The organism is Reyranella massiliensis 521 (genome assembly GCF_000312425.1).
GTDB lineage: Bacteria > Pseudomonadota > Alphaproteobacteria > Reyranellales > Reyranellaceae > Reyranella > Reyranella massiliensis.
On record NZ_HE997181.1, the window covers coordinates 4158045 to 4184461 of the forward strand.

The following is a 26417-nucleotide window of genomic DNA, read 5'->3' on the forward strand; positions in this document are numbered from 1 at the left end:
CCGGTGTGGGCGCAGGTGCGGCGGGCTTCGGCACGGGAGCAGCGGCCGGCGCGGCCGCCGGCTTCGGCGCCGCGGCACCGGCAGCGCCGGCTTCGATGTGACAGAGCACGCCGCCCACCTGGACCGACGCCCCTTCCTCGACGACGAGATCGGCAATCGTGCCGGCAACCGAGGCATTCACCTCGACCGTCACCTTGTCGGTTTCCAGTTCGCACAAGGGCTGGTCGACGGCAACCGCATCGCCCGCCTTCACCAGCCACTTGGCGACGGTCGCCTCGGTGACCGATTCACCCAGCGCCGGAACCTTGATCTCGACAGACATGACTAAACCCCTTCTCTACCCATCGGCCATAGGCCGCGCCGCTCAGATGGTGAGCGCGCGGTCGACCAGATCGGCCTGTTCCTTGAGATGCGTGCGCGCCGAGCCGGTGGCTGGCGAGGCTGCCTCAGCCCGGCCGACATAGACCGGCCGCTTAGCCTTGACGTCGATTCCGGCCAAAGCACGTTCGATACGGCGGTCGGCGAAGTGCCAGGCGCCCATGTTCTCGGGCTCCTCCTGACACCACACGACCTCGGCATTCGGATACTCCGCAAGCCGCACGCCGAGCCGCGTGAACGGGAACGGATAGAGCTGTTCGATGCGCAGGATTGCGATGTCGTCGATCTTGCGCTTGCGGCGCTCGGCGACGAGATCGAAGTAGACCTTGCCCGAGCAGAGCACGACGCGGCGCACCTTGGAACCGGGCGCGATCTGGTCGGTCTCGGCGAGAATGCGGCGGAACGAGCTTCCCGGGCCGAAATCCGCCAGGGTCGACACGCACTCCTTGTGACGCAGCAGCGACTTCGGCGTCATCACCACCAGCGGCTTGCGGAAGGTCCGGCGCATCTGCCGGCGCAGTGCGTGGAAGTAGTTGGCCGGCGTCGTCGGATTGACGACCTGCCAATTATCCTCGGCCGAAAGCTGCAGGTAGCGCTCAAGGCGCGCCGAGCTGTGCTCGGGTCCCTGGCCCTCGTAGCCGTGCGGCAGGAGCAGGACGAGGCCAGACATGCGCAGCCACTTGCTCTCGCCCGAGCAGATGAACTGGTCGATGATGACCTGCGCGCCATTGGCGAAGTCACCGAACTGCGCCTCCCACAGGACCAGCGCGTTGGGCTCGGCCAGCGAGTAGCCGTATTCGAAGCCCAGCACGGCCGCCTCGTTGAGCGGGCTGTCGATCACCTCGAAACGCGCCTGGCCATCGGCGACGTGGTTCAACGGAACGTACTTCTGCTCGTTGACCTGATCGACCAACACCGAATGGCGCTGCGAGAAGGTGCCACGGCCGGAGTCCTGTCCGCTGAGGCGAACCGGCGTGCCCTCCGACAGCAGCGTGCCGAAGGCCAGCGCTTCGCCGGTCGCCCAATCGATATCCGCGCCGGACTCGATCGTCTTGCGCTTGTCCTGGAGCTGACGCGCGATCTTGCGGTTGAGTTCGAAGTTCTTCGGCGGCTCGGAGATTGCGCGGCCGACCATTCTCAGCTTGTCGAGATCGACAGCTGTGATGCCCTTGCGATCTTCCTCGCCCGGCGCAACGGTGAATCCCGACCACTTGCCTTCCAGCCAGTCGGCCTTGTTGGGCTTGTAGTTGGCCGCCGCTTCCAGTGCCTTGTCGAGCTTTTCGCGCAACGCGGTATTCATGCCCGCGACGTCCTCGGCGCTCACCACGCCCTCGGACTCCAGCCGAGCGGCGTAGATTTCCATCACCGACTTGTGGCCGCCGATCTGCTTGTACATCAGCGGCTGGGTGAACATCGGCTCGTCACCCTCGTTGTGGCCGTGCCGGCGGTAGCAGAACATGTCGATGACGATGTCGCGCTTGAAGTGCTGGCGGAATTCGGTGGCGATGCGCGCGACGTGCACCACGGCTTCCGGATCGTCGCCGTTCACGTGCAGGATCGGCGCCTGAACGATCTTGGCGATCTCGGTGCAGTACGGACCGGAGCGCGACTGCGTCGGGAGGGTCGTAAAGCCGATCTGGTTGTTGACCACGAAATGGATCGTGCCGCCGATGCGATAGCCATCGAGGTCGGAAAGATCGAGGCTCTCGGCAACCAGGCCCTGACCTGCGAAAGCCGCGTCGCCGTGCATCAGGACGCACATGACCTGACTGCGGTCGGTGTCGCCGCGCTGGTCTTCCTTGGCGCGTGCCTTACCCAGCACCACCGGGTTCACCGCTTCGAGATGCGAAGGGTTGGGCGAAAGCGAGAGATGCACGACGTTGCCGTCGAACTCGCGATCGGCCGAGGCGCCGAGATGGTATTTCACGTCGCCCGACCCGCGCATTTCCTCGGGCTGCGAAGAACGGCCTTGGAACTCGGAGAAGAGCGCCGTGTAGCTCTTGTGCATGACGTGCACGAGCGTATTGAGACGGCCGCGATGCGGCATGCCCAGCATCACTTCCTTCACGCCGAGCTGGCCGCCGCGCTTCAGGATCTGTTCGATACCGGGGATCAACGCTTCGCCGCCATCGAGGCCGAAGCGCTTGGTGCCGACGAACTTCACATGCAGGTAGCGCTCGAGGCCCTCCGCTTCGATGACCCGTTCCAGGATCATCTTGCGGCCCGTCAGGGTGAATTCGGTCTGGTTCTCGATGTGCTCGATACGCTCCTGGATCCACGCCTTCTGCGCCGGATCGGAAATGTGCATGAACTCGACGCCGATCTTGCCGCAATAGGTCTTGCGCAGGCGTTCCATGATCTGGCGCAGGGTCGCGGACTCGCCCAGAGCCAGCGAACCGAAGATCAGGATCGGACGATCCCAGTCGCTCTCGGCAAAACCATAGGTCGCCGGATCGAGTTCGGGATGCGGTGCCTGGCGCACGAGGCCCAGCGGATCGAGGTCGGCCTCGAGATGGCCTCGGATGCGGTAGGCGCGGACCAGCATCAGCGCGCGTGCCGTATCCTGCGCCGCGGCGCGGATTTCGGCTTCGGTCTTGCCAGCCAACGGGACAGCGGGAGCGGCGGCGCCCTTGCCGCCCTTCACGTTGCGGTTGGCGGCCGCCGGCAGCGTGTCGGGATCGACGACACCGATCACCCGCTCCTTGTTGGGAGCCCAGGACGCGCCACGCACTTCAGCCAGCACGTCGCCACTCTGGTCGGCCAGCGCACCGAAGAAGGTGCGCCACTCCGCATCGACCGCATTGGGATCGGCAAGATAGCGCGCGTGAAGCTCTTCGATGAATGGCGCGTTGGCGCCGAACAGGAACGATGTCTGTTCTGCTCTCATGGCCTCTACTCCCTGGCCTATCGTCGCTGGCCGCCTAGCAGAGGCTGGGCGGCACCTACACTTGTCAGCCCTTCATGGCTTTAAGCATTTCCTCGCCCAGCGCCGCAGGAGACTCAGCGACTCTGATGCCGGCAGCGCGCATGGCTTCGACCTTGAACTCGGCGGTGTCGTTGCCACCCGAGATCACGGCACCGGCATGGCCCATGCGACGGCCCGGCGGCGCGGTGCGGCCGGCGATGAAGCCGACGACCGGCTTCTTCACCTTGGAAGCCTTGATGTATTCCGCGGCCTTCACTTCGGCGTCGCCGCCGATCTCGCCGATCACGATGATGCCCTGCGTCTCCGCATCGGCCATCAGCATCTCGAGACACTCTACGAAGTTGGTGCCGTTCACCGGATCGCCGCCAATGCCGATGCAGGTCGTCTGGCCGAGGCCGGCCGCCGTAGTCTGCGCCACCGCTTCGTAAGTCAGCGTGCCGGACCGCGAGACGATGCCGATCTTGCCACGCTTGTGGATGTGGCCTGGCATGATGCCGATCTTGCATTCGCCCGGGGTGATGACGCCGGGGCAGTTCGGCCCGATCAGGCGCGACTTCGAGCCGACCAATGCCCGCTTCACCTTCACCATGTCGAGCACCGGAATGCCCTCGGTGATGCAGACGACCAGCGGAATCTCGGCATCGACCGCTTCGAGAATCGAATCGGCGGCATAGGGCGCCGGCACGTAGATCACGCTCGCCGTGGCGCCGGTCTTTTCGACGGCTTCGGCAACGGTGTCGAACACCGGCAGGTCGAGATGCTTCGTGCCGCCTTTGCCCGGCGTCACGCCGCCCACCATCTTGGTGCCGTAGGCGATCGCCTGTTCGGAATGGAAGGTACCCTGCGAGCCGGTGAAGCCCTGGCAGATGACTTTGGTGTTCTTATCGACCAGGACAGCCATCAGTTCGCCTCCTTGACCGCCTTGACGATCTTTTCCGCAGCGTCGGCCAGATGATCGGCCGAGGTGATCTTCAGACCCGATTCCTTCAGAATCTTCTTGCCGAGCTCAACATTGGTGCCTTCGAGCCGCACGACCAGCGGCACGTGCAGATTGACCTCGCGTGCTGCCGCGACCACGCCCTCGGCGATGACGTCGCAGCGCATGATGCCGCCGAAGATGTTGACCAGGATGCCTTCGACGTTGGGGTCCTTCAGGATGATCTTGAAGGCCGCCGTCACACGCTCCTTGGTGGCGCCGCCGCCGACATCGAGGAAGTTGGCGGGCGAGGAGCCGTAGAGCTTGATGATGTCCATGGTGGCCATGGCGAGGCCTGCGCCATTCACCATGCAGCCGATCTGGCCATCGAGCTTCACGTAGTTCAACGCGTACTTGGCCGCTTCGGTTTCCGCGGGATCCTCTTCGTCGAGGTCGCGCAGATCTTCTAGTTCCTTGTGGCGGTAGAGCGCGTTGTCATCGAAGTTCATCTTGGCATCGAGCGCGACCACCTCGCCCGCGCCGGTGACCACCAGCGGGTTGATCTCGATCAACGACGCATCGAGCTCGATGAAAGCACGATAGAGGTTGCCCAGCATCGTGGCGAAGGCCCCGACCTGCTTGCCCTGCAGGCCCAGCGCGAAGGCAATCCTGCGGCCCTGGTAGCCCTGATAGCCGGCCGCCGGATCAATCGCCTGCTTGACGATCTTCTCGGGCGTCTCGTGCGCCACGGTCTCGATATCCATGCCGCCTTCGGTCGACGCGACCACGGAGATCCGGCCGACCGCACGGTCGACCAGCATCGAGAGGTAGAGCTCGCGTTTGATGTCGCAGCCGTCTTCGATATAGAGACGCTGGACGGTCTTGCCGGCCGGGCCGGTCTGCTTGGTCACCAGATCCTGGCCCAGCATTGCCGCCGCGGCGGCACCGACCTCGTCGGCCGACTTGGCGATGCGCACACCGCCCTTGCCCTTGGGATCGCTCTTGAAGTGTCCCTTGCCGCGGCCGCCCGCATGGATCTGGGCCTTCACGACGGTGACAGGCCCGCCAAGCTTGCGGGCGACGTCCATCGCCTCGTCCTTGGTGTACGCGACGCCGCCCTTGAGCAGCGGGACGGCGAATTTGGCCAATAGCGCCTTGGCCTGGTATTCGTGGATGTTCATGGAGTCCTATCGTTCGGGACTGCTTGCAAGAAGCTTATCAGCCCTCAGTTTTTAAACGCAACTAACCAAGGGATGCGGCACTTTATGAGTGCCACAAGCCCTTGGCAACGACGGACTGATGACCCTTTTGAGGCGTTCGACCAAAGTCGCAGGCAGCCTTTGCGCAGGCCGCCTGCAACACAGGCCGAAACTCAGGCGCGGCCGACGATCTTGTTGGTGGCCTCGATCAGCGACTTCACCGCCGCGACCGACTTGTCGAACATCGCCTTTTCCTCGGCGTTGAACTCGACTTCGACGATGCGCTCCACGCCCTTGGCGCCGATCACGACCGGCACGCCGATGTAGAGGCCCTTCACGCCGTACTGACCGTTCAACATCACGGCACAGGGCAGGACGCGCTTCTTGTCCTTGAGATAGGACTCCGCCATGGCGATGGCCGAAGCCGCCGGGGCGTAGAAAGCCGAGCCGGTCTTGAGCAGCGCCACGATCTCGGCACCGCCGTCGCGGGTGCGCTGAACGATCTTCTCGAGCCGCTCCTTGGTGGTCCAGCCCATGTCGACCAGATCGTGCAGCGAAATGCCGCCGACAGTCGAGTAGCGCAGCAACGGCACCATCGTGTCGCCGTGGCCGCCCAGCACGAAGGCGGTGACGTCCTCGACCGAGACGTTGAATTCTTCGGCGAGGAACAGACGGAAACGGGCGCTGTCCAGCACGCCGGCCATGCCGACGACGCGCTCCGGCGGGAAGCCCGTGACTTCCTGCATCAGGCCGACCATGGCGTCGAGCGGGTTGGTGATGACGATGACGAAGGCGTTGGGCGCATGAGCCTTGATGCCCTTGCCAACGGCGTCGATGACCTTGGCGTTGATGCCGACCAGGTCGTCACGCGTCATGCCGGGCTTGCGCGGCACGCCGGCGGTGACGATGACCACGTCGGAACCTTCGATCGCCTTGTAGTCGGACGAGCCGCTGTAGGCGGCGTCGAAGCCCTCGACCGGGCTGAGCTGCGCGATGTCGAGCGCCTTGCCCTTGGCGATGCCCTCGGCATCGGGAATGTCGAACAGGACGACGTCGCCCAGCTCTTTCTGGCCGGCGAGCAACGCCAGAGTGCCGCCAATCTGTCCGGCGCCGATCAGCGCGATCTTCTTGCGAGCCATGCGAAAAACTCCCGATTCTTAAAGGCGGCGCGTGGTAGCGCGATTCGCCGGGAGCGGCAAGACGAGCCGATGCCGGGCCGATTTCTCAGACCGGATGTTTCTTCAGGTGCGCCAGCAAAAGATCGGTGGCCTTGGCCGGCGCCTGATCCATGACAAAATGGCCGACATTCGGCAGCACTTCCATGGCAAACGAGGGCGCCACGAACTCGGCTGTGCCGTAGGCGGCATCCGGCCCGACCGTCGCGTCGGCATCGCCCCAGATATAGAGCGTCGGCGCCGCAATCGTGCCGATATCGGCGGCGAGTCCCTTGTTCGAGCGATACCAGGCAAGGGCTGCTTCCAGCGCTTCGGGATTTCCGAGGACCGAGAGATGATCTTCGAGCGCCGCCGCTGGCACGCCCTGTCCGAACAGACCTTCCCGCAGACGCCGCGCATTGTCGGCCAGCAGCAGCCTGCCGGTATCGGCGTCGAGGAAGGCGCGATGGTGGCGCGAGCGATGCTTCTGGTCGCCATCCTCCTTCTGGAGGGCCCGACGAAATGACGAGGGATGCGGCCGCGACAAGATGGTGAGCGACGCCAGCCGCTCCGGATGCCGGCTCGCAACGCCCCACGAAACTTGCCCGCCCCAATCGTGGCCGACCAAATGGAAGCGCTTACCTTCGTAACCGGCCGCCGCCACGATCTCGATCGCATCGCCAATCAGCTTGTCGAAGGCGTAGTTGGCGAGGTCGGCCGGATCGGGACGCGCGCCTGGCGAGTAGCCCCGCTGGTCGGGGGCGACGGCACGGTAGCCGGCCGCTGCGAGGGCCGGCAACGCAGCGCGCCAGCTATGCCGCGATTCGGGAAACCCGTGCAGCATCAGCACGAGTGGACCACTGGCCGGGCCCGCAACATCCGCGGTGAATGTCAGGCCCGAGCGCGTCTTGATACCTGTTGTGTCGACGGTCATCCCGTCAGGTTACGCCATTGGCCTTGAACCAGGCGAGCGCGCGTTTCCAACCGTCTTCGGCCTGTTCCTTGCGATAGCTCGGACGGTAGTCGGCGTTGAAGGCGTGCGGGGTATCGGGATAGGTCACGATCTCCGACTTCTTCGCCGCCGCATTGCCGTCCTTAAGGGCCGCCCGCATCTTGTCGACCGTATCGTTCGGGATGCCCGTATCGGCGCCGCCATAGAGGCCCAGGACTGGGCCGTTCAGCGTCTTCGCGATATCGATCGGATGCTTGGGCGTGAGCGGCGTGGCGTCGCCGACGACGCGGCCGTACCAGGCCACGCCTGCCTTAACGGCCGGATTGTGCGCGTCGTAGAGCCAGGTGATGCGCCCGCCCCAGCAGAAGCCGGTGATGCCCAGCTTGGCAGTATCGGCCTTGCCCTCGCCCTTGGCGAAGGCGACCGTCGAGTCGAGATCGCCCATGACCTGCGCATCCGGCACCTTGGCCACGACTTCGCTGATCAGCTTCGGGATCTCGGTATAGCCCTTGGGGTCGCCCTGGCGGAAATAGAGTTCTGGCGCAATGGCGTAGTAGCCCGCCTTGGCGAAGCGGCGGCACATGTCGGCAATGTGAGCGTGGACGCCGAAAATCTCCTGTACGACCAGGATCGTGCCGAAGCCCGTGCCCGAAGCCGGCATGGCGCGATAGGCAACCATTTCCTTGCCGTCCGACGTCTTGACCTTGACCTCGCCGGCGGTGAGTCCGTCGGTCGGCGTGGTGATCATCGTCTGCGCCTGGACGGGCTGAACCGCCAGCGCGAAGGTGCTGCCCAGTGCCGCGCCGCTCGCCGTCGCCTTGAGCGCGTTGCGCCGCGACAGGCCGTAGCTTTCCAGAGAAATCGTGCGATCGCCGTCCATTCCCATGCCTCCCGAAGCTGAAATGCCGGGCGGAGCCTAGGCTGCAGCCACAGGCCGCCACAATCACAATTAGGCGATGTGATCCAAAGCGAGATACTCCGGGCTCTGCATCTCCATCAGCCGAGATACGGTCCGCTCGAATTCGAACGAACCGTCGCCCGCGAGATAGAGCGACGCCGGCGGACCGGCCGCGGAGCAGATCAGCTTCACCTTCCTTTCGTAGAAGGTGTCGATCATGGTCACGAAGCGGGTGGCCTTGTCGCGACTGTCTGGCCCCATCTTCGGGATGTCCGCGACGATGATCGTATGGAAGTGATCGGCAATGCAGAGGAAGTCGGCGGCGCCCATCGGCTTGGCGCACCAGTCGAGGAAGTGCGCCATGGCGACACCCGGCGCGGCGCGCGGCACCTCGACGTCGCGCCCCTGCGTGCGCAGCACGCGCGGCGCGCCGTCGGAGCCGCCACTCAGGGCGCGAAAGGCTTCGTCGAGCTTGGCGTTGGCCCAAGCGCCGAGCGGCGTCAGGTAGAGGTCGAATTCGCGCATGCGGCCCATGCGGTAATCCTGCGCACCGCCCAGTTCGAGAACTTCGAGGCGCTGCTTCAGCAGTTCGATGAACGGCAAGAAACGGTCGCGCTGCAGTCCGTTCTTGTAGAGATCGTCGGGCGCTCGGTTCGAGGTGGCGATCACGGTGATGCCTTCCTCGAACAGCGTCTCGAACAGGCGGCCGAGGATCATCGCATCGGCGATATTGGTCACCTGGAATTCGTCGAAGCATAGCAGCCGCGTCTCGGCGGCAATCTGCCTGGCGATCGGCACGATTGTATCGGACTCCGGAGACGCGCCCTTGGCCGCCAGCTCCTCGCGGCGGCTGTGCAGGCGCGCCTGAACTTCAAGCATGAATTCGTGGAAGTGGACACGACGCTTCTTAGCCACCGGCGCATCGGCAAAGAAGAGATCCATCAACATCGACTTGCCGCGACCGACCGGCCCCCAGATGTAGAGACCGTGCGGGCCATCGGGCGGCTTGGGTGCACTGACCAACCCCAACCGGGCAAGCAGCCCCGCCGGCTTGGCGGGCTGGGCTGCCATCGCGACGAGCTGGTCGTAGATTGCCTGCAGGCGCAGGACGACCTTCTCCTGCACAGGATCGGCATGGATCTCGCCGGCGGCGCGGCGTGCCGTGAGATTGGCGAGAGGTCCCTTCTTTTCAACCAGAGGGCCGGGCGAGGAGGTCGCGGATTCCATTGAACCGCATACCTAGCTCACCGACGCTTCGCTGCCTATAAGGTGCGGCGATGAAGATTGCGTTCCTTGGCACTTCCGCATTTGCCGTGCCCGCTCTGCGGGCCCTGGTCGAGGCCGGACACGACGTGGCCGTCGTCTATACAAGAGCCCCCAAGCCTGCAGGCCGTGGCCAGCAGGAACGCAAGACGCCCGTTCATGAGCTTGCCGACCAGCTCGGCCTGACCGTGCACACACCGCGAAGCCTTCGGAGCGACGAGGAAGCCGCATCGTTCAAGGCGCTCGATCTCGACGCCGCCGTCGTCGTCTCCTACGGGCACATCCTGCCCAAGAGCTTCCTCGACGCGCCGGTGCTTGGCTGCATCAACATCCACGGTTCGTTGCTGCCGCGCTGGCGCGGGGCCGCACCGATCCATCGCGCCATTCTGGCGGGCGACGCCGAGACGGGCGTCACCACCATGCGCATGGACGAAGGCCTCGACACCGGCCCGATGCTGCTGGCGGAAAGCACGCCGATTTCCGCGGCCGACACCGCCGAAAGCGTGCACGACCGTCTGGCCGAGCTGGGCGCACGCCTGATCGTCTCGACGCTCGACGGGCTGATGCGCAAGAGCATCAACGCTGTCGTACAGCCCGAGGAGGGCGTCACCTATGCCCATAAGCTCGGCAAGGAGGAAGGCGTGCTCGACTGGCGCCGGCCGGCCGCCGAGATCGAGCGCAAGATACGCGCCTTCCATCCCTGGCCCGGCACGTCGTTCGAAGCCCCCAAGGACAATGGGGTCGAGCGCATCAAGGTGCTGGAAGCGACCCTTACGCTGGCCGGCGGCACGCCCGGCACGGTCAGCATCGCGCGCGATGGCTTTCCCGTCGTGGCCTGCGGCGTGGGCGGGCTCAAGCTTCTGAAGCTGCAACGGCCTGGCAAGTCGGCGCAGTCCGCCGATGCCTTCTTGCGCGGCTTCGCCCTCGGCGCCGGAACCGTGTTGGCGTCGCCCGCGGTCGTACGCCTGCCGACTTGACGCCGTGCCGCGCTACAAGCTCACCATCGAGTATGACGGCGAGCCCTTCGTCGGCTGGCAGCGTCAGGAAAACGGTCTTTCTGTACAGGGTGCACTCGAGGACGCCGTCTTTGCCTTCTGCGGCGAACGTGCCGCCGTCGTCGGTGCCGGCCGCACCGATGCCGGCGTCCATGCCCGCGGACAGGTAGCCCATATCGATCTCGCCGGCGAGAAATCCGCCGAGACCGTGCGGTCCGCCCTCAACTTTCATCTGAAACCCCATCCGGTCGCCATCGTGCAGGCCGAACCCGCGACGGCGGATTTCCATGCACGTTTCTCGGCGACCTGGCGACGCTATCGCTATCGCATCCTCAATCGCCGAGCGCCGCCTGCCCTCGATCGCGGCCAGCTCTGGCATGTTCCCGTGCCGCTCGACGTCGAAGCGATGGCCGATGCGGCGTCGGTACTGCTGGGCCACCACGACTTCAACAGCTTTCGCTCGACCTCCTGTCAGGCGCTCTCGGCCCTGAAGACCCTGGATTTGCTCACCGTCAGTCGAAACGGCGACGAGATCACGCTCGACGTCGGCGCCCGCTCCTTCCTGCACAATCAGGTACGCATCCTGGCCGGTACGCTCCAGCTCGTGGGCCGCGGCCAATGGAGCCGCCGCGACGTCGAACAGGCGCTGGCGGCCCGCGACCGCACGCGCGCCGGCCCGACGGCGCCGCCTCAGGGCCTTTGCTTCATGGAGGTGCGCTACGACCTAGGTGCTAATCGCCGGAGCGATCCCGAGGAAACGGTCGACGATCACTGAGAGGAAGCGCGACGGCACCCAGTTGACCAGCAGCAGCATGAACGACTGCAGCCAGCTCGCCTTCAGGACCGACCGTGTCACCGCGAGGAACCAGTAGAAGAGCAGACCATAGAGGCCGAGCTGAATCAGGACCGCGGCAGCCGTCGGCAGGATCGACGCCAGGATGACGGCAACCACTGCCACGATCATGAGCGGCAGGTTCACCCAATTGAGAGCAGAGATATAGCGCGGATACTGCCCCACCCAGTTCTGACGTCGGGCAATCTCGAAGAAGATGACCGGAAACAACAGCCAATCGACGGTGTAGCGCAGCGCCTCGACGAGGACGATCTCCCATCCTTCGGCCGTCGTCGTCACGTTCGAGTAGAGAATCATCAGAACCACGGCGTAGAGCGGCGCCACCAGGATCATCACCTGGAACGAACGCAGGCAGCTCTCGGCCGTGTTGTCGAAATAGGATGGCGCCCCCGGATCGCGTTGCAGGAAGCCAAGCGCTCCCTGCATGCCGCGGGCGATTTCCCCGGCGCTCAGCACGATCCGCTCAGGCCGCGAAGTAGCGGTCGAGCACTGTTTCGTAGACGCGGGCCAGCGTCTTGAGGTCGGCGATAGCGCTCTTCTCGTCGACCTTGTGCATGCTCTCGCCGACCAGGCCGAACTCGAGGACCGGACAATAGCTGCGAATAAAGCGTGCATCCGAAGTACCGCCGGTGGTCGAAAGCTCGGCCTCGACACCGGCCACGTCGCGGATCGCGCCGGCGACGAGATCGCTGAGCGAACCCGGCGGCGTGTAGAACGACTCGCCCGAGACCGAGACCTCGTACTCGATCGTGCCGTTACCGCCGATCGCGGCGCTGGCACGTTCGATACGCTCCTGCAGATGAGCCAGCAGGGTCTTGGAGGTCCAGAGATCGTTGAAGCGCGTGTTGAAGCGGGCGCGCACGACACCCGGCGCGATGTTGGTCGCCTTGTTGCCGACATCGACGGTGGTGAACTGCAGCGAGGTCGGCTGGAAATGCGTGCTGCCCTTGTCGATCGGCTCGCGCACCAATGCTTCGATGATGGCCGACAGGCGATGGACGGCATTGTCGAGGCGCTCGGGATAGGCGACATGGCCCTGCACGCCGCGCACCGTCAGGTCGACCGTCATGCTGCCGCGCCGACCGATCTTCATCATGTCGCCGAAGCGCTTCGAGCTCGTCGGTTCGCCGACCACGCAGACATCGATGGTCTCGCCGCGCTCGGCGAGGCGCTTCAGCATCTTCACGGTACCGTTGACCGCAGGCCCTTCCTCGTCGCCGGTAATCAGGAGGCTGATCGAGCCGCCGAAATCGCGGCCGCGACGGCTGAGGAATCGGGCCGTAGCATCGGTGAAGGCCGCGATCGCCCCCTTCATGTCGGCGGCACCACGGCCGAACAGATAGCCGCCCGACAGCTCGGCCGCGAAGGGACCGATCGTCCAGGAGGAAAGATCGCCCACCGGCACCACGTCGGAATGGCCGGCAAAGCAGAAATGGCGGCCCCCCGTGCCGATTCGGGCATAGAGGTTGGCGACATCGTCGGTGCCGGCCTGCGTGAAATCCATGCGCTCGCAGCGGAAGCCCAGCGGCTCCAGCGTGCGCTCGAGAATCTGCAATGCGCCCGCTTCCTTCGGCGTCACGCTTTCGCAGCGGACCAGGGCGCGCGTCAGTTCGACGACATCGGTGACATTGGGAGCCAGGGTATCGGGCATGGCCGGACACTACATCCGCCCCCTTCCAAAGAGAAGGGTGCCCAAAAGAGAAGGGCGCCGGCTCAGGCCCGCCGGCGCCCAGTCATTTGAGAGGAAGATAGTCTTGCTTGCTTATTCGACTCAGGCCACCAGGCGGTCGGCCTCCTGCAGATTGACCGAGACGAGCTGGGAGACGCCCTGCTCGGCCATGGTCACGCCGTAGAGACGATCCATGCGCGCCATGGTGACGCGATGGTGGGTGACGACCAGGAAGCGCGTGTCGGTGCGACCGGCAATGTCGTTCACCAGGCCACAGAAGCGTTCCACGTTCAGATCGTCCAGCGGTGCGTCCACCTCGTCCAGCACGCAGATCGGCGCCGGGTTGGTCATGAACACCGCGAACAGCAGCGAGAGAGCGGTCAAGGCCTGCTCGCCGCCCGAGAGCAGCGACATGACCTGCAGCTTCTTGCCCGGCGGGCTGGCATGGATCTCCAGGCCGGCCTCCAGCGGGTCCTCCGACTCGGTCAGCCTGAGTTCGGCCTTGCCGCCGCCGAACAGCTTGGTGAAGAGCTGCTGGAAGTGCCCGCTAACCTGCTCGAAGGCGGCGAGGAAGCGCTCGCGGCCCTCGCGGTTCAGGCTCTGGATACCCTGGCGCAGGCGACCGATGGCGGCGACCAGATCGTCGCGTTCGGTCGTCATGCCGGTGATCTGCTGCTCGAGCTCGTTGGCTTCTTCCTCGGCGCGCAGGTTCACCGCGCCCATGGTCTCGCGCTCGTGCACCAGACGTTCGAGCTTGTGCTCGGCCTTATCGAGTTCGGGCAGCTCGTCCAGCGTCTGCACCTCGGCCAGCGCCAGCACGCCCTCGGGCTCGCAGCGCAGGCGCTCGACGATACGCTCGACGACCGCCTCGCGATCCTTGGTCGCCTGCTCCATCAAACCCTCGCGGCGCACACGGCTCTCGCGCGCCTGACCCATTTCGGTCTCGGCCTGCCTCAGCGCCTTGTCCGCTTCGCCGAGCCGCGTCTCGCCGATGGCCAGCCGGTCGGCGGCTTCCTGGCGGTTGGCCTCGGCCTTTTCGATCTCGTCGGCCAGCGTCTCGCGCTTGGCTTCGATTTCCTCCGGCTTGGCGGACAACTCGGCAATGGCGGCGGCAGTCTGTTCGCGGCGGGCGTCGAGTTCGACGATCTGGCTGTCGGCATCCTCCAGGCGCTTGGCCCAGCCATCGCGATCCCGCTCGATCTGCCCCAGCCGCTCGACCCGCATCGCCGATTCGCGCGCAAGGCGGCTGCACTGCGCTTCGGCCTCGACAAGAGCGGCGCGCAGCTCGGCAATGCGAGCACGGAGCTGGCCGGCCTCGACGCGATCGGCCTGGCCGTCGGAGATCGACGACAGACGCGCCTCGCGGAAGGTGCGGCGCATCTCAACGTCCGCGATGTCGCCGGTCACCTCGGCGCGCAGCTGCTCGATGCCGTTCAGGCGTGTCCGCAGTTGGTCCGTGCGGCGCGCCACCTCGACATGACGATCGCGTGCCTGCGCAGCATTGCGCTCGGCCGCGGAAATCGCGGACTGCGAGGCCCGCTCTGCCGCACGCGTGGCCTCGCCGGCTTCCTGCGCCTTGCGGCGCGAGGCCTCGGCGATCTGACGCTCGTGCGCACGTGCCTGCTCGACGCAGGTCTTCTCGGCATCACGCGCGGCTGCGAGCCAGATCTTTTCCGCATCGACACGAGCCTGTTCGGCTGTCTGCTCGGCGACCACCCCGTCGATCTGGAGACGGATCTCGGCTAGGCGGTTGCGCTGGCTGAGACGCACGGCGGCGGTAGAGGGAGCGCCGGCCCGCATCGTGTAACCGTCCCAGCGCCAGACCGCGCCTTCGCGGCTGACGAGCTGCTGACCGGGCTTGAGGCCGGCTTGCAGCGCGGCACCCGTGGCGTCGTCCGCCACGATGCCGATGAAGGCCAGGCTCCGGGCAAGTTCCGGCAGGGTCTGGACATGAGCGCCGAGCGGCGTCACGCCTTCTGGCAGCGCCGGCGCATCGGCCAGCGGTTCGAGCGGCAGCCAGTGCACCGGCGCACCGCGATCCGACGAGGCTTCGAGCTCGTCGCCGAACGCCGCGCCCAGCGCCTTCTCGAAGCCCGGCTCGACGGTCAGCGCATCAAGCAGCGGCGGCCAGAGTGAATCGGCGGCCGACTTGAGCGCAGCGGCAACGCCCGCTTCCTCGGCGCGCAGCTTGGTCAGGCGCGCATTGGTCTTCTGCAGCGTTTCGACGGCGGCGGTGTGGCTGGCTTCGGCAGCCTGCCGTTCGGCAGCACGCGCACGCTCCATGTCGAGACGCTCGGCCTCGGCTTTGGCAACTGCGGCGCGGGCCGCCTCGGACTCGTAGCGCTCGGCTTCGCGGGCCGCCTCGATCGCGTCCTGGCCCTGGTAACGCGCCTCTTCCAAAGCCACGCGAGCGGCTTCGAGCGCTTCCTCGACCTCGGGCAGCGCCGGCAGGCTCGCCAGCTCGTTCTCGATCTGCTGCTGCTGCGCGGCGACCTCATTGCGGCGCACGGTCAGACGACGCAGGCGATCCTGCAGCTCGGACAGTTCGCGGCCGACGCTCTGGCGCAGCGCCTCGTCGGCGGCGATCTGGCGGGTCAGCTGATCGAGTTCGATCTCGGCCGTGCCGGTCTCGGCCTGAGCCGTGTCGCGCGCCTCCTGAGCGGCCTCGGCGCGATCTTCCTCGCCGACCTGATCCTCTTCGAGCCGCGTACGTTGAGCGTCCAGCTCGGCGATGGCCTTTTCAGCATCGCCCTTGCGTCCCTGCTCGCGGGCAAGGTCCTGCTCGGTCTGCTGCAGACGGGTTTCGGCTTCGAGCTGGGCGGCGGCCACACGTTCGGCTTCGGCCGTCAGCGCATCGTGCGCCACGCGCAGGCGCTGCAAGGCGGCCGCAGCAGCCGCTTCGTCGTTGCGCAGCGGTGGTAACGCCGTGGCGGCTTCGGCCTGCGCCGTGGTGGCAAGGCCGACCAGGCGGGTGAGATCGGCAACCTGCGCCTCGGCTTCCTTCAACCGCTCGCCCGATTCGGCCAGTTCGCGCTCGGCGTTAGCGAGCTTCAGTGCCAGCACGGAGGCTTCGGCACGGCGGATATGGTCGGAGAGGTTGCGATAGCGGCTGGCCTGGCGCGCCTGGCGCTTCAGGCCCTTATGCTGCTCCTCAAGGGCCACCAGCACGTCCTGCACGCGGGCGAGGTTCTGCTCGGCGGCGCGCAGGCGCAGCTCGGCCTCGTGGCGGCGGGCATAGAGGCCGGTGATGCCGGCGGCCTCGTCGATGACCATACGGCGGTCGGCCGGCTTGGCATTGATCAGGGTTCCGATACGGCCCTGGCTCACCAGCGCGGTCGAGCGCGAGCCCGTCGCGGCATCGGCAAACAGCGTCTGCACGTCGCGGGCGCGAATCTCGCGGCCGTTCACCGAATAGGCCGAGCCGTGGCCGCGCTCGATGCGGCGCACGACGTCGAGCTGGTCGGTATCGTTTACCATCGCCGGCGCGGTGCGGGTCTTGTTGTCCAGCGACAGCATCACTTCGGCGATGTTGCGCGCCGGCCGCGTGCCGGCGCCCGCGAAGATGACGTCCTCCATCTCGCTGCCGCGCATCTGCTTGGCCGAGGTCTCGCCCATGACCCACTTGAGCGCTTCGACGAGGTTCGACTTTCCGCAGCCGTTGGGCCCGACGATTCCGGTCATCCCGGGCTCGATCGCGAGCTCCGTCGGATCGACGAAGGACTTGAAGCCGGAAAGCCGGAGCTTGTCGAACTGGACCATCTACACCACGCCTGTCTGTTACTTACTTGGCTAGCTTGCCGAACACGCCGTCGAGATCCTCGACCGAGCGCGATCCGCGATAGAGCTGGCCGTTGATGAACAGGGTGGGCGTCGAGTTGACGCCCATCTGCTCGCCGGCCTTGTAGTCGTTGATCACGGCGTTGCTCATCGCCTCGTTGGCGAGACAGGCCTTGATTTCGTTCTCCCCCATGCCGGCGATGCGCAGCGGCTTGGCGAGTTCGGTCAGCGGATCGGCGGAGGCCAGCCATTGCGGCTGACCGCGGAAAATGATGTCGAGAACGCCGAAATAACGGTCGTTGCCGGCGCATTCGGCGATCTGGGCAGCCTTGGCCGCCACCTGGTCGAGCGGGAAGTCGCGATAGACCAGCTTCACCTTGCCGGTATCGATCCACTTCTTCTTGATCTCAGGCAGGACCTGCGTGTGGAATTGCGCACAGTGCGAGCAGGTCAGCGAGGCATATTCGATGACGGTGATCGGGGCCTTGGGGTCGCCCAGGACATGGTCGCCGGGCTGAACGGCCGCCAAAGCGGACGAATCCGGGGTCGCCACCGCGGCCACGGGCGCCGTGCCCGTTGTGGCAGGACGGGTGCCGAAATAGGCGCCAGCCGCAATCGCGGCCACCGCCACGACCCCGCCGGCGACGATCAAGATATTCCGCATTCCGTCTTCCTCTCCACTACATCTTGGGAATTACGCCTGTGGGGAGTCAAACGTTTACCGCCCCACCTGGCGTAATATTGCTGCGATGGCGTCGGCGCCGCCGGGATTGCCGTAGTTCTGCTCGTTGATGAACACCGTCGGGGTGAACCGAACCCCCAACATCTGGCCCGACTGCACGTCGTTGATGACTTTGTCCAAAAGCCGGTCGTTGGCGATACAGGCCGCCGCCCCTTCGGGCGTCACCCCGAAATCCGCCAGCACCGTCAGCAGTTCCGTCGCAGGATCGGGCGCGGTCATCCACTGGACCTGCGTGCGAAAGAGCGTGTCGACCGCGTCGAAGAATTTGTCGGGGCCGCTGCATTCGGCCAGCACGCTGGCGCGCGTCGCCACGCCATCGGAAGGGAAGTGGCGATGGATCAGGCGCATCTTGCCGGTCTCGATCCATTCGCGGCGCAATACCGGCATCACGGCGGCATTGAAGTTGGCGCAGTGCGGGCAGGTGAAGGAGGCGTAGTCGATCAGGACGTTCGGTGCGTCCGGCTTGCCCAGCACGTGGTCGTCCGGCAGCGGGTCGAGGAACTTCGCCGCCGATTGCGCCTGCAGGTTATCGCCGAGGAAGAGCGCCCCAAGGCCGCCGATCAGCAGGCTGCGCCGCCCCGTTGAGATGCGCGCACCGAGCCGCGCCAGGGCGGCCCGCAGTTCGGGATCTTTCACGTCAGCAACCTTGTTCGCGATCTCACGCTCGACGGCAGCATCGGGGCGCTTCACCTTGGGTTTGGCCGGAGGGGCCGCGATCGCGCCCTGGACGAGGCGCAGTTCGTCGATCAGCCGGTGCCCGAAATAGGCGTTCACGCGCTCCACGACCTGACTGCTCCTGTGCTGGACCTCGAGCGCGGCCGCGCCGGACACTTTGAGGCGCAGCACCTTGCCGCTGCCGGATCGAGCGCTTCGGGCTCCGCGAGCGGAGAGGAGAGCGTCCGGCCGGGTGACGCGCGCCAGCTCGGGACCGACGATGGCCGACCACTCCGCTTTCAGTCGCACGACCGAGGCGTCCCGGCCTTTCGCCATGCCGGACGTTAGCCTCTGGGCCAGCCCGCCGATCGCACGGAAGCCGTTTTCCCGCATGGACCCTTTCAAACTCCACTCCGTATGGTAGGCCACACCCCGTTGCCTGACCATGACTCACGCCGACCGACTGCTCGCCTGGTATGATCGACATCGCCGCACCCTCCCCTGGCGCGCCCCGCCGGGAGAGCGTACGGCGCCTTACCGCGTCTGGCTGTCGGAAATCATGCTGCAGCAGACCACCGTCGCCACGGTGGGTGAATATTTCCGCCGCTTCGTCGAGCGCTGGCCCACGGTCGAAGCCCTGGCGGCGGCGCCGCTGGACGAGGTCCTGTCGGCCTGGGCGGGCCTCGGCTACTACGCACGCGCCCGCAACCTGCACGCCTGCGCGCAAGTCGTCGCCGAAGCGCATGGCGGCCGTTTCCCCGAAGACGAGGCAGGGCTGCGCGCCCTGCCCGGAATCGGCCCCTACACGGCCGCGGCGATCCAGGCGATCGCCTTCGACCATCCCGCCTCCGCCGTCGACGGCAATGTCGAGCGCGTTATCGCCCGCCTCTACGCGCTGGAAACGCCGCTGCCCAACGTCAAGCCCGAGATCCACGAGCGCGCGGCCAGGCTCGTTCCCTCACAGCGGGCCGGCGACTATGCCCAGGCGATGATGGATCTCGGCGCCACGGTCTGCGTGCCGCGCGGCCCGCGCTGCGTCATCTGCCCGCTGATCGCGGGCTGTCGGGCGAGCAAGCTCGGCATCGCCGAGGAACTGCCGCGCCGCGCACCCAAAGCGGAGAAACCGACACGCCGCGGCCTCGCCTTTGTGCTGATGCGCAAGGACGGCGCGATCCTGCTGCGTAAACGGCCGCCCAAAGGACTGCTGGGTGGCATGGACGAAGTGCCGTCGAGCCCGTGGCGCGAAGGCATGCTCGACGAAGGCAAGGCGTTGGAGGATGCGCCCGTCCCGGCACGCTGGCAGGTGCTGGCGGGACTGGTGCGCCACACCTTCACGCACTTCCACCTGGAACTCACCATCGCGCGTGCCACGTCGACGACGGGGCGACTGGCCGAGCGGGCGCTACCCGGCTCGGTCTGGTGCCCGATCGATGCTCTTACCGAACGTGCCTTGCCGACGGTGATGCGCAAGGTGATCGCGCACGCCGTAAGGGACTAGAGGCCCGCCCTCACCTGCTGGCGCAGATGATCGATCGGCCGTTTCGCGCCGGCAACATCGATATGCCAGAAGGTCCAGCCGTTGCACGCGGGCGCACCCTGCACGGCCGCGCCGACCTGATGGATCGAGCCGCGATGCTCGCCGAGCGCATTGGCCGCCGACAGAGTGCCGTCGGCCCGCACGCGTGCGTGGACGCGGCCGCTCTGATCGCTCAGCACCGTGCCAGGCTGCAACAGCCCCGCCTCGATCAACACGCCGAAAGGAATGCGCGGTTCGCTGCGCTTGCTGGGCTTGGGCGCCACATCCTCGCCAGCCAGCGGCTGGATCAGGGCGATGCGCTTGCGGGCAATCGCGGCATAGTCGGGATCGCGCTCCAGGCCGATGAAGTGCCGGCCGAGGCGCCGCGCCACAGCGCCCGTGGTGCCGGTGCCGAAAAACGGATCGAGGATCGTGTCGCCGGGATTGGACGCCGACATCAGGCAACGGAACAGCAGCGACTCGGGCTTCTGCGTCGGATGCGCCTTCTTGCCGTCCTCGCCCTTCAGCCGCTCACCGCCGGTGCACAGCGGCAGGAGCCAGTCGGAGCGCATCTGGATGCCCTCGTTCAGCTCCTTCATCGATTCGTAGTTGAAGGTGTAGCGCTTGGCCCGCTTGTCGCGCGCCGCCCAGATCAGCGTCTCGTGCGCGTTGGTGAAGCGCTTGCCGCGGAAGTTCGGCATCGGGTTCGACTTGCGCCACACGATGTCGTTCAGCAGCCAGAAGCCGAGATCCTGCAGCGCCGTGCCGATACGGAAGATGTTGTGGTAACTGCCGATCACCCAGAGCGTGCCCTCGGGCTTCAGCACGCGTCGCGCCGCGGCGAGCCAGGCGCGCGTGAACTGGTCGTAGCGCGCGAAATCCTCGAACTTGTCCCAGTCGTCGTCGACCGCATCGACCTTGCTGTTGTCGGGACGCAGCAGGTCCCCGCCCAACTGAAGATTGTAGGGAGGGTCCGCGAAAACCATGTCGACGGAAGCTTCGGGCAGGCTGCGCATCAATTCGATGCAGTCGCCCACCAACACTCGATCCAAATTATCCCCGCTCATCTGTGGAAAATGAATCCACAGAAACAAAGGGTCAAGAAGTCAATCGATTCAAATATTTAGCCACTAGATCGAGTCTCAAATCACACGACTACCCACCAGCCCTAGCGAAGACGCGATAGCCCATGCGCGATCACGCCTGACATCTTCTCCTTCTCGCACGGCACTCGGGCGGAGAGGAAAACATGATCGTCGATTGCCACGCCCATGTGTTCACGCATTGGATCGGCGCCTGCGGACATCCGACGCGCGAGATTCACAAGCGCTACCTGCAGCGGGTCGTCACCCGAACGGTCGCATCGACTTTCCGACTCCGCGATGGCGCACACGCCGACACAAAGGCCCTGTTCCGCGCCGGAGAGGAAGGATGGACCGGCCTCGCGAACGTCGATTTCCGCGTCGGCCGCTTTGGGCAGCTCGAGTTCACGCACGACGGTGAAGACTATGCCATCCAGTACATGCCCGTGGGCATGCAGGAGATGACCGCGCCGCCAGAGCTCATGCTGGCCCAGATGATGAACGCCGGCGTCGATCACTGCCTGCTGCAGGCAGGCGGCGGCTATGGCGCGATGACCGAGATGAACGCTTTCGCCGAGCGGCAGTTTCCCGGGAAGATGACCGGCCTGATGCATGTCGACGAAGCGATGGCCGGGCACCCCGAGCAACTCGCCGAGATCGACCATGCCTTCGACGTGCTGAAGCTTCGCGGACTCTATTTCAACGTCGATTCGCTGAGCCGCCATGGCTTCCCCTGGCCGCTCGATGCGCCGCAGATGGAGGCGTTCTGGGCCAAGGTCGCCGAATTGGGACTCGTGCTGTGCCTCGAATTCAGCTCTGGGCCGAGCTACGACATGGCGGGCTACATGGCGCACGTCACCGCCTTCGGCCGGGTGCTCGCGCGACACAAAGACCTGCGCGTGCATCTGGCGATGAGTCCGCCTGTTGCCTACTTCGCCAGGAATGGGCGGTACGAGTTCCCCGAGGAACTCCTACGCCTCTACCGCCACGAGCCGTTGGTGCTGGAAGTGGTTTTTCCGATCACCTATGGCGGGATCTGGGACTACCCCTACCCCGAGGCACAGACGCTGATTGCCGACATGCGCGATCAGCTTGGTGCCGAACGGCTGGTCTGGGGTTCCGACATGCCGAACGTGGAACGGTTTTGTACGTACAAGCAGTCGCTCGACTATGTGAGGCGATACTGCCCGTTCCTGACTGCGCGCGAAAAAGACCTGATCCTCGGCGACACCTGCGCGGCCTTCTATGGGATCAGGAGGGCAGACACCTGATCGCAGGCGCCGGTCCTTAGCGGATCGGCGGGGCGTATTGCAGGCCGCCCTTGGTCCATAGTTCGTTCTGGCCGCGCTCGACCTTGAGCGGCGAGTCCTTGCCGACATTGCGGTCGAAGCTCTCGCCGTAGTTCCCGACCTGCTTGACGATGGTGTAGACCCACTTCTCGTCGACGCCGAGCGCCTTGCCCATGCCCGGCGTGACGCCGAGGATACGCTTGATGCTGGGGTTCTCGGACTTCAACATCTCGTCGACGTTCTTGGACGTGATGCCGTACTCCTCGGCCTCGAGCATCGCGTACTGAGCCCAGCGCACGATGTCGGCGAACTGGTTGTCGCCGTGGCGCACGACGGGGCCCAGCGGCTCCTTTGAAATGATCTCCGGCAGAACGACGTAGTCTTCGGGATTGGGCGCATTGGCCGCGCGCGTGGCATAGAGCCGGGCCTGATCGCCGGAATAGGCATCGCACCTGCCGCCGAAGAAGGCCGCCCGGCTCTGGTCAGGATCCTCGAAGAGCACCGGACGGAAGCTCATCTTGTTGGAGCGGAAATAGTCGGCGATGTTGAGCTCGGAGGTGCTACCCGACAGCACGCAGATCGAAGCGCCGTTCAGCTCCTTGGCGCTCTTCACGCCGAGCTTCTTGTTCACCATGAAGCCCTGGCCGTCGTAGTAGGTGATGCCCACGAAATCGAGACCGAGCGCGGTGTCGCGCGTCAGCGTCCAGGTCGAGTTGTTCGACAACAAGTCGACCTCGCCCGACTGCAACGCCGTGAAGCGTTGCTGCCCCGACAGCGGCACGTACTTCACCTTCTCCGAATCGCCGAAGATCGCGGCCGAAACGGCGCGGCAGATGTCGACGTTCATGCCGGTCCATTTACCCTGGCTGTCGACCACCATGAAACCGGCGATGCCGCCCACCGCCACACCGCAGATCAGCGTGCCCCGCGCCTTGACCGCATCGAGATCCTTGCCGGCCAGAGCCTGCCCCGCATGAGAAATCATGGCCCCGCAAACAGCCAATGCCAGAAAGATACGTTGCATCACTCCGACCTCCCGCGTGCAGTTGTGTCCCTTAGTCCTGCCGGTCTATGGCGCGAACTCCTGCGCGATTGCCTTCTTCACATTTGGCCGCTCCGACATGCGGCGGCGATGGTCGACGACCTTCGGAATGCGCGCGAGGTCGACGCCGTCGGCCTCCAGCCATTGCGCCAGGGTGAAGAGATAAGGATCGCAGATCGTGTAGCGCTCACCCATCACCCAGGGGCCCTTGAACATGTCGTGTTCGACCTGCTCGAAACCGGCCGTGACCGACTGCGGCACCTTGCGCTGCATGGCTGCAATTGCCGCCGCGTCTTCGGCGTCGACCCAGCGGTGCCCCCGCATGCGATGGGCATGCGCGATATGCAGGGTGGAGCAGAGATAGCTGTTGAAGGCCTGGACCTCGGCAAAGGCGAAAGGATCGTCGAGCGGCGCCAGCTGTGCCGCGGGAAAGCTCTGCGCCACGAAGGCCAGCATCGCCGGCGTCTCCGTCAGGATGCCGCGATCGGTCACCAGCGCCGGCACGCGGCCTTTGGGATTGATCTTGAGATAGTCGGGTGATTGCTGCTGGTTGGCGGCAAAGCTGATCCGTACCGTGGAGTAGTCGGCGCCGACATCTTCCAGGGCGATATGAGTGGCGAGCGAACAGGTGCGCGGGGCGTAGTAGAGCTTCAACATTTGCTCAGACTAGCGCGCGGACCGGCGCAAAGCTCCTACGGTGATGGGGGGTCGGCCCGAGAAGTTTGAGGGCTTCGAGATGGGCGGCACTGCCATAGCCGCGATTGGTTTCCCAGCCATAGCCGGGAAAGACCGTCGCCAGCGCCGCCATCTGCCGGTCGCGGGTCACCTTGGCCAGGATCGATGCCGCCGCGATGGAGTAGGAATACGCGTCGCCGCCGACGATGGTCTCAGCCGGACAGCCGAGTTGCGGCGGCACTCGATTTCCGTCGACGAGCACCAGACATGGCGGCTCGGCCAGCGCCTGGACCGCCCGGCGCATGGCGAGAAAGGTCGCCTGCAGGATGTTGATGGTGTCGATTTCCTCGACGCTGGCTTCGGCCACGGCGAACTGGACGGCGCCCGATACGATCATCGCCTCGTAAGCTTCCTCGCGCTGCGCGTGATCCAGCTTCTTGGAATCGTCGATCAGGCGCAGGAGCTTGCGTGTGGCGCGGCCGCGATCGATGACCGCGACAGCGGCAACCACCGGCCCCGCCAACGGCCCGCGCCCGACCTCGTCCACGCCGGCAATTCGCACGGCGCCCTGGGTCTCACAACGCAGCTCGAAATGAAAACTCGGCATATCCCCTGCCGCCGCGCGTATCCTGCGACGATGTCCCTGATTGCCGACATCATCGCTCAAGACCCTGTGGCTATGAAACAGCTTCGTGCGGCCCGCGCGCTCGGTCTGCCGGACTGGTGCATCGCCGCAGGCTTTGTGCGCAATCGGGTGTGGGATCATTTCCACGGCGTCGTGCCGCCGCGCGCGCCCGCGGATATCGACCTCATCTACTATGACGCGAACGATCTCTCGAAGGAGAGCGAGCAGGCCTACGAAGCCGCACTCGATCGCCTGCTGCCCGGCCTGCCCTGGCAGGTCCGCAACCAGGCACGCATGCACATCTGGAAGAACCTGCCGCAGCACCGCGACACGGCCGACGCTATGATCTACTGGCTGGAAAGCGTGACCAACATCGGCGTGTGCTTGGAGGCCGACGATTCGCTCACCGTGATCGCGCCGCTCGGCACCGACGATCTGCTCAACCTGCGTTGCCGGCCGACACCGTTCGGCCGCACCAAGCGCCACGAGTACGACGAGCGCATCGCCAGCAAGCGCTGGCGCGAGCTTTGGCCGAAGGTCGTCTTCCTCGACTAGATTTGGCTAGAAAAGCCGCATCTGCCGCGCATCGCGTTTGGCGTCGACCAGCGCGGTGCGCGCGGAGTCCGGCACGGAGAAGCGCAGTGTGTCGAGGCGGTAGCGGACGCGGTTGAGCTCCAGCCGCTTCACGGCCGCCGTGAAGCGGGCGCTGAGGAGCTGGGCAATCGGCCCCTCGCCCCTCATGCGCGTGCCGAACTCGGCCTGATAGAGTGCCCCGCCACGCATCTGGCGGACCAGCGACAGCACGCGCTCAGCACGATCCGGCCGGTTGAGGCGCAGCCACTCTTCGAACAGGTCCTTGATCTCGAGCGGCAGGCGCAGAACCGTGTAGCCGGCACGCGTGGCGCCGGCCTGGTGCGCGGCATCGAGAATGGATTCCATCTCATGATCGTTGAGGCCGGGGATCATCGGCGCCGTCATGACGCCCGTCGGGATGCCGGCGGCCGATAGCGCCCGGATGGCATCCAGCCTCTTCTGCGGCGTCGAGGCCCGCGGCTCCATCGCACGTGCAAGGTCTCGATCGAGCGTCGTCACCGACAGGAAGACCTCGGCTAGGTTGCGCTTGGCCATGTCGGCCAGGATGTCGATGTCGCGCGTGATCAGGTGGTTCTTGGTGACGATGCCCACTGGATTGTTGAAGTCGCTCAGCACCCGCAGGATCTGGCGCGTCACTTTGAGGTCGCGTTCGACCGGCTGGTAGGGATCGGTGTTGGTGCCCATCGCCACGACGTCGCAGCGATACTTGGGTGAGGCCAGCTCCGCCATCAGCAGCTTGGCCGCGTCCGGCTTGAAGAGGATCTTGGTCTCGAAGTCGAGGCCGGGCGACAGGCCGAGATAGGCATGGGTCGGACGCGCGAAGCAGTAGATGCAGCCATGCTCGCAGCCGCGATAGGGATTGATCGAGCGGTCGAACGGCACGTCGGGCGACGTGTTGCGCGCCAGGATGGTGCGCGTGGCATCGCGTGTCAGCGTCGTGCGCAGCGGCGGCAGATCGTCGTCGTCCGACGGATCTGGCGACGCCTCTTGTTCCCATCCATCGGTCGTTCGAATCCGCTTCTCGCTGTCGTAGCGGCTGGATTCGTTCGACAGCGCCCCACGGCCTTTGTGGACAGGCTCAGGGGTCGCATCGTCCGGATAGTCGGGGGGAACCTTCGGCCTCATGGGCCGACTATTAGAACAAAAAGAGAACGAGTCAATCGTTGTCGTGACACAAGATCGCGATATAGCTCCCGCCCCTTTCCCGTTCGACGAGCG

Annotated in this window: 23 protein-coding genes; 5 read left to right on the forward strand and 18 right to left on the reverse strand. The window is 65.6% G+C overall.

From position 1 onward, the window contains the following. The 8 genes from BN60_RS20300 to zapE form a co-directional block, all read right to left on the reverse strand. On the reverse strand, positions 1-322 hold a 322-nt coding region (locus BN60_RS20300; RefSeq protein WP_342626623.1), incomplete at its 3' end, for a biotin/lipoyl-containing protein. A 42-nt stretch (positions 323-364) separates the two neighbouring features. Further along, a complete protein-coding gene (locus BN60_RS20305) occupies positions 365-3265 on the reverse strand; it encodes a 2-oxoglutarate dehydrogenase E1 component (RefSeq protein ID WP_020697976.1) in 2901 nt (966 codons plus the stop codon). A 64-nt stretch (positions 3266-3329) separates the two neighbouring features. Continuing rightward, positions 3330-4205, reverse strand: a complete 876-nt coding sequence (sucD, locus tag BN60_RS20310; protein WP_020697977.1) for a succinate--CoA ligase subunit alpha — start codon at positions 4203-4205, stop codon at positions 3330-3332. Next, positions 4205-5401 (reverse strand): ADP-forming succinate--CoA ligase subunit beta, encoded by a 1197-nt coding sequence (gene sucC / locus BN60_RS20315; RefSeq protein WP_020697978.1) that lies wholly within the window; start codon positions 5399-5401, stop codon positions 4205-4207. The genes sucD and sucC overlap by 1 nt, the downstream gene beginning before the upstream one ends. 191 nt (positions 5402-5592) lie before the next feature. After that, positions 5593-6558, reverse strand: a complete 966-nt coding sequence (gene mdh, locus BN60_RS20320; RefSeq protein ID WP_020697979.1) for a malate dehydrogenase — start codon at positions 6556-6558, stop codon at positions 5593-5595. 85 nt (positions 6559-6643) lie between these two features. Then, complete coding sequence (locus BN60_RS20325; protein ID WP_020697980.1) at positions 6644-7507, reverse strand: alpha/beta fold hydrolase; 864 nt, start codon at positions 7505-7507, stop codon at positions 6644-6646. Between the two features lie 4 nt (positions 7508-7511). Beyond that, positions 7512-8411, reverse strand: coding sequence for a dienelactone hydrolase family protein (locus BN60_RS20330; protein ID WP_043284151.1), 900 nt, complete (start codon positions 8409-8411; stop codon positions 7512-7514). Between the two features lie 63 nt (positions 8412-8474). Then, positions 8475-9650, reverse strand: coding sequence for a cell division protein ZapE (gene zapE / locus BN60_RS20335; protein WP_020697982.1), 1176 nt, complete (start codon positions 9648-9650; stop codon positions 8475-8477). A 50-nt stretch (positions 9651-9700) separates the two neighbouring features. Between zapE and fmt the strand changes: the two genes are divergently transcribed. Together fmt and truA are read left to right on the forward strand one after the other, a co-directional pair. Next, complete coding sequence (fmt, locus tag BN60_RS20340) at positions 9701-10663, forward strand: methionyl-tRNA formyltransferase (RefSeq protein ID WP_020697983.1); 963 nt, start codon at positions 9701-9703, stop codon at positions 10661-10663. Between the two features lie 4 nt (positions 10664-10667). Next, on the forward strand, positions 10668-11456 hold the full coding sequence (gene truA / locus BN60_RS20345) for a tRNA pseudouridine(38-40) synthase TruA (protein ID WP_020697984.1): 789 nt from the start codon (positions 10668-10670) through the stop codon (positions 11454-11456). On the opposite strand, the gene BN60_RS20350 is transcribed toward truA, so the two are convergent. From BN60_RS20350 to BN60_RS29160, 5 genes are all read right to left on the reverse strand, one after another. After that, entirely contained in the window at positions 11406-11990 is a 585-nt protein-coding gene (locus tag BN60_RS20350) for a hypothetical protein (protein WP_148283493.1), read from the reverse strand. The two genes, truA and BN60_RS20350, sit on opposite strands and share 51 nt — an antisense overlap. 7 nt (positions 11991-11997) lie before the next feature. Then, complete coding sequence (gene dapE, locus BN60_RS20355) at positions 11998-13185, reverse strand: succinyl-diaminopimelate desuccinylase (RefSeq protein ID WP_020697986.1); 1188 nt, start codon at positions 13183-13185, stop codon at positions 11998-12000. Positions 13186-13305: 120 nt separating this feature from the next. Continuing rightward, on the reverse strand, positions 13306-16962 hold the full coding sequence (locus BN60_RS20360) for an AAA family ATPase (protein ID WP_020697987.1): 3657 nt from the start codon (positions 16960-16962) through the stop codon (positions 13306-13308). 22 nt (positions 16963-16984) lie between these two features. Beyond that, positions 16985-17644 carry a DsbA family protein gene (locus BN60_RS20365; protein ID WP_020697988.1) on the reverse strand — a complete coding sequence of 220 codons (660 nt, stop codon included), beginning with the start codon at positions 17642-17644 and terminating at the stop codon, positions 16985-16987. 54 nt (positions 17645-17698) lie between these two features. After that, positions 17699-18823: a DciA family protein gene (locus BN60_RS29160; protein WP_083856210.1), complete on the reverse strand. Its 1125-nt coding sequence runs from the start codon at positions 18821-18823 to the stop codon at positions 17699-17701. Between BN60_RS29160 and mutY the strand changes: the two genes are divergently transcribed. After that, the gene (gene mutY, locus BN60_RS20375; RefSeq protein WP_043284153.1) at positions 18822-19874 is read left to right on the forward strand and encodes an A/G-specific adenine glycosylase; all 1053 of its coding nucleotides are present in this window, start codon (positions 18822-18824) and stop codon (positions 19872-19874) included. The genes BN60_RS29160 and mutY overlap by 2 nt on opposite strands. Here mutY and BN60_RS20380 read toward each other — a convergent pair. After that, a complete protein-coding gene (locus BN60_RS20380) occupies positions 19871-20959 on the reverse strand; it encodes a site-specific DNA-methyltransferase (protein ID WP_043284155.1) in 1089 nt (362 codons plus the stop codon). The two genes, mutY and BN60_RS20380, sit on opposite strands and share 4 nt — an antisense overlap. A gap of 182 nt (positions 20960-21141) precedes the next feature. Here BN60_RS20380 and BN60_RS20385 point away from each other — a divergent pair, with 182 nt between their 5' ends. Beyond that, positions 21142-22245 (forward strand): amidohydrolase family protein, encoded by a 1104-nt coding sequence (locus tag BN60_RS20385; RefSeq protein ID WP_020697992.1) that lies wholly within the window; start codon positions 21142-21144, stop codon positions 22243-22245. A gap of 16 nt (positions 22246-22261) precedes the next feature. Here BN60_RS20385 and BN60_RS20390 read toward each other — a convergent pair whose 3' ends face one another. The 3 genes from BN60_RS20390 to BN60_RS20400 are packed head-to-tail and all read right to left on the reverse strand — an operon-like array spanning position 22262 to position 24587. After that, positions 22262-23287 (reverse strand): amino acid ABC transporter substrate-binding protein, encoded by a 1026-nt coding sequence (locus BN60_RS20390; protein ID WP_043284156.1) that lies wholly within the window; start codon positions 23285-23287, stop codon positions 22262-22264. A 45-nt stretch (positions 23288-23332) separates the two neighbouring features. Continuing rightward, positions 23333-23962 carry a glutathione S-transferase family protein gene (locus BN60_RS20395; RefSeq protein WP_020697994.1) on the reverse strand — a complete coding sequence of 210 codons (630 nt, stop codon included), beginning with the start codon at positions 23960-23962 and terminating at the stop codon, positions 23333-23335. 4 nt (positions 23963-23966) lie between these two features. After that, positions 23967-24587, reverse strand: a complete 621-nt coding sequence (locus tag BN60_RS20400; protein WP_020697995.1) for a ribonuclease HII — start codon at positions 24585-24587, stop codon at positions 23967-23969. Between the two features lie 72 nt (positions 24588-24659). Here BN60_RS20400 and BN60_RS20405 point away from each other — a divergent pair, with 72 nt between their 5' ends. Beyond that, complete coding sequence (locus BN60_RS20405; protein ID WP_215905926.1) at positions 24660-25160, forward strand: nucleotidyltransferase family protein; 501 nt, start codon at positions 24660-24662, stop codon at positions 25158-25160. Between the two features lie 6 nt (positions 25161-25166). Here BN60_RS20405 and BN60_RS20410 read toward each other — a convergent pair whose 3' ends face one another. Beyond that, the gene (locus BN60_RS20410) at positions 25167-26324 is read right to left on the reverse strand and encodes a PA0069 family radical SAM protein (protein WP_020697997.1); all 1158 of its coding nucleotides are present in this window, start codon (positions 26322-26324) and stop codon (positions 25167-25169) included. Between the last annotated feature and the right edge of the window lie 93 nt (positions 26325-26417).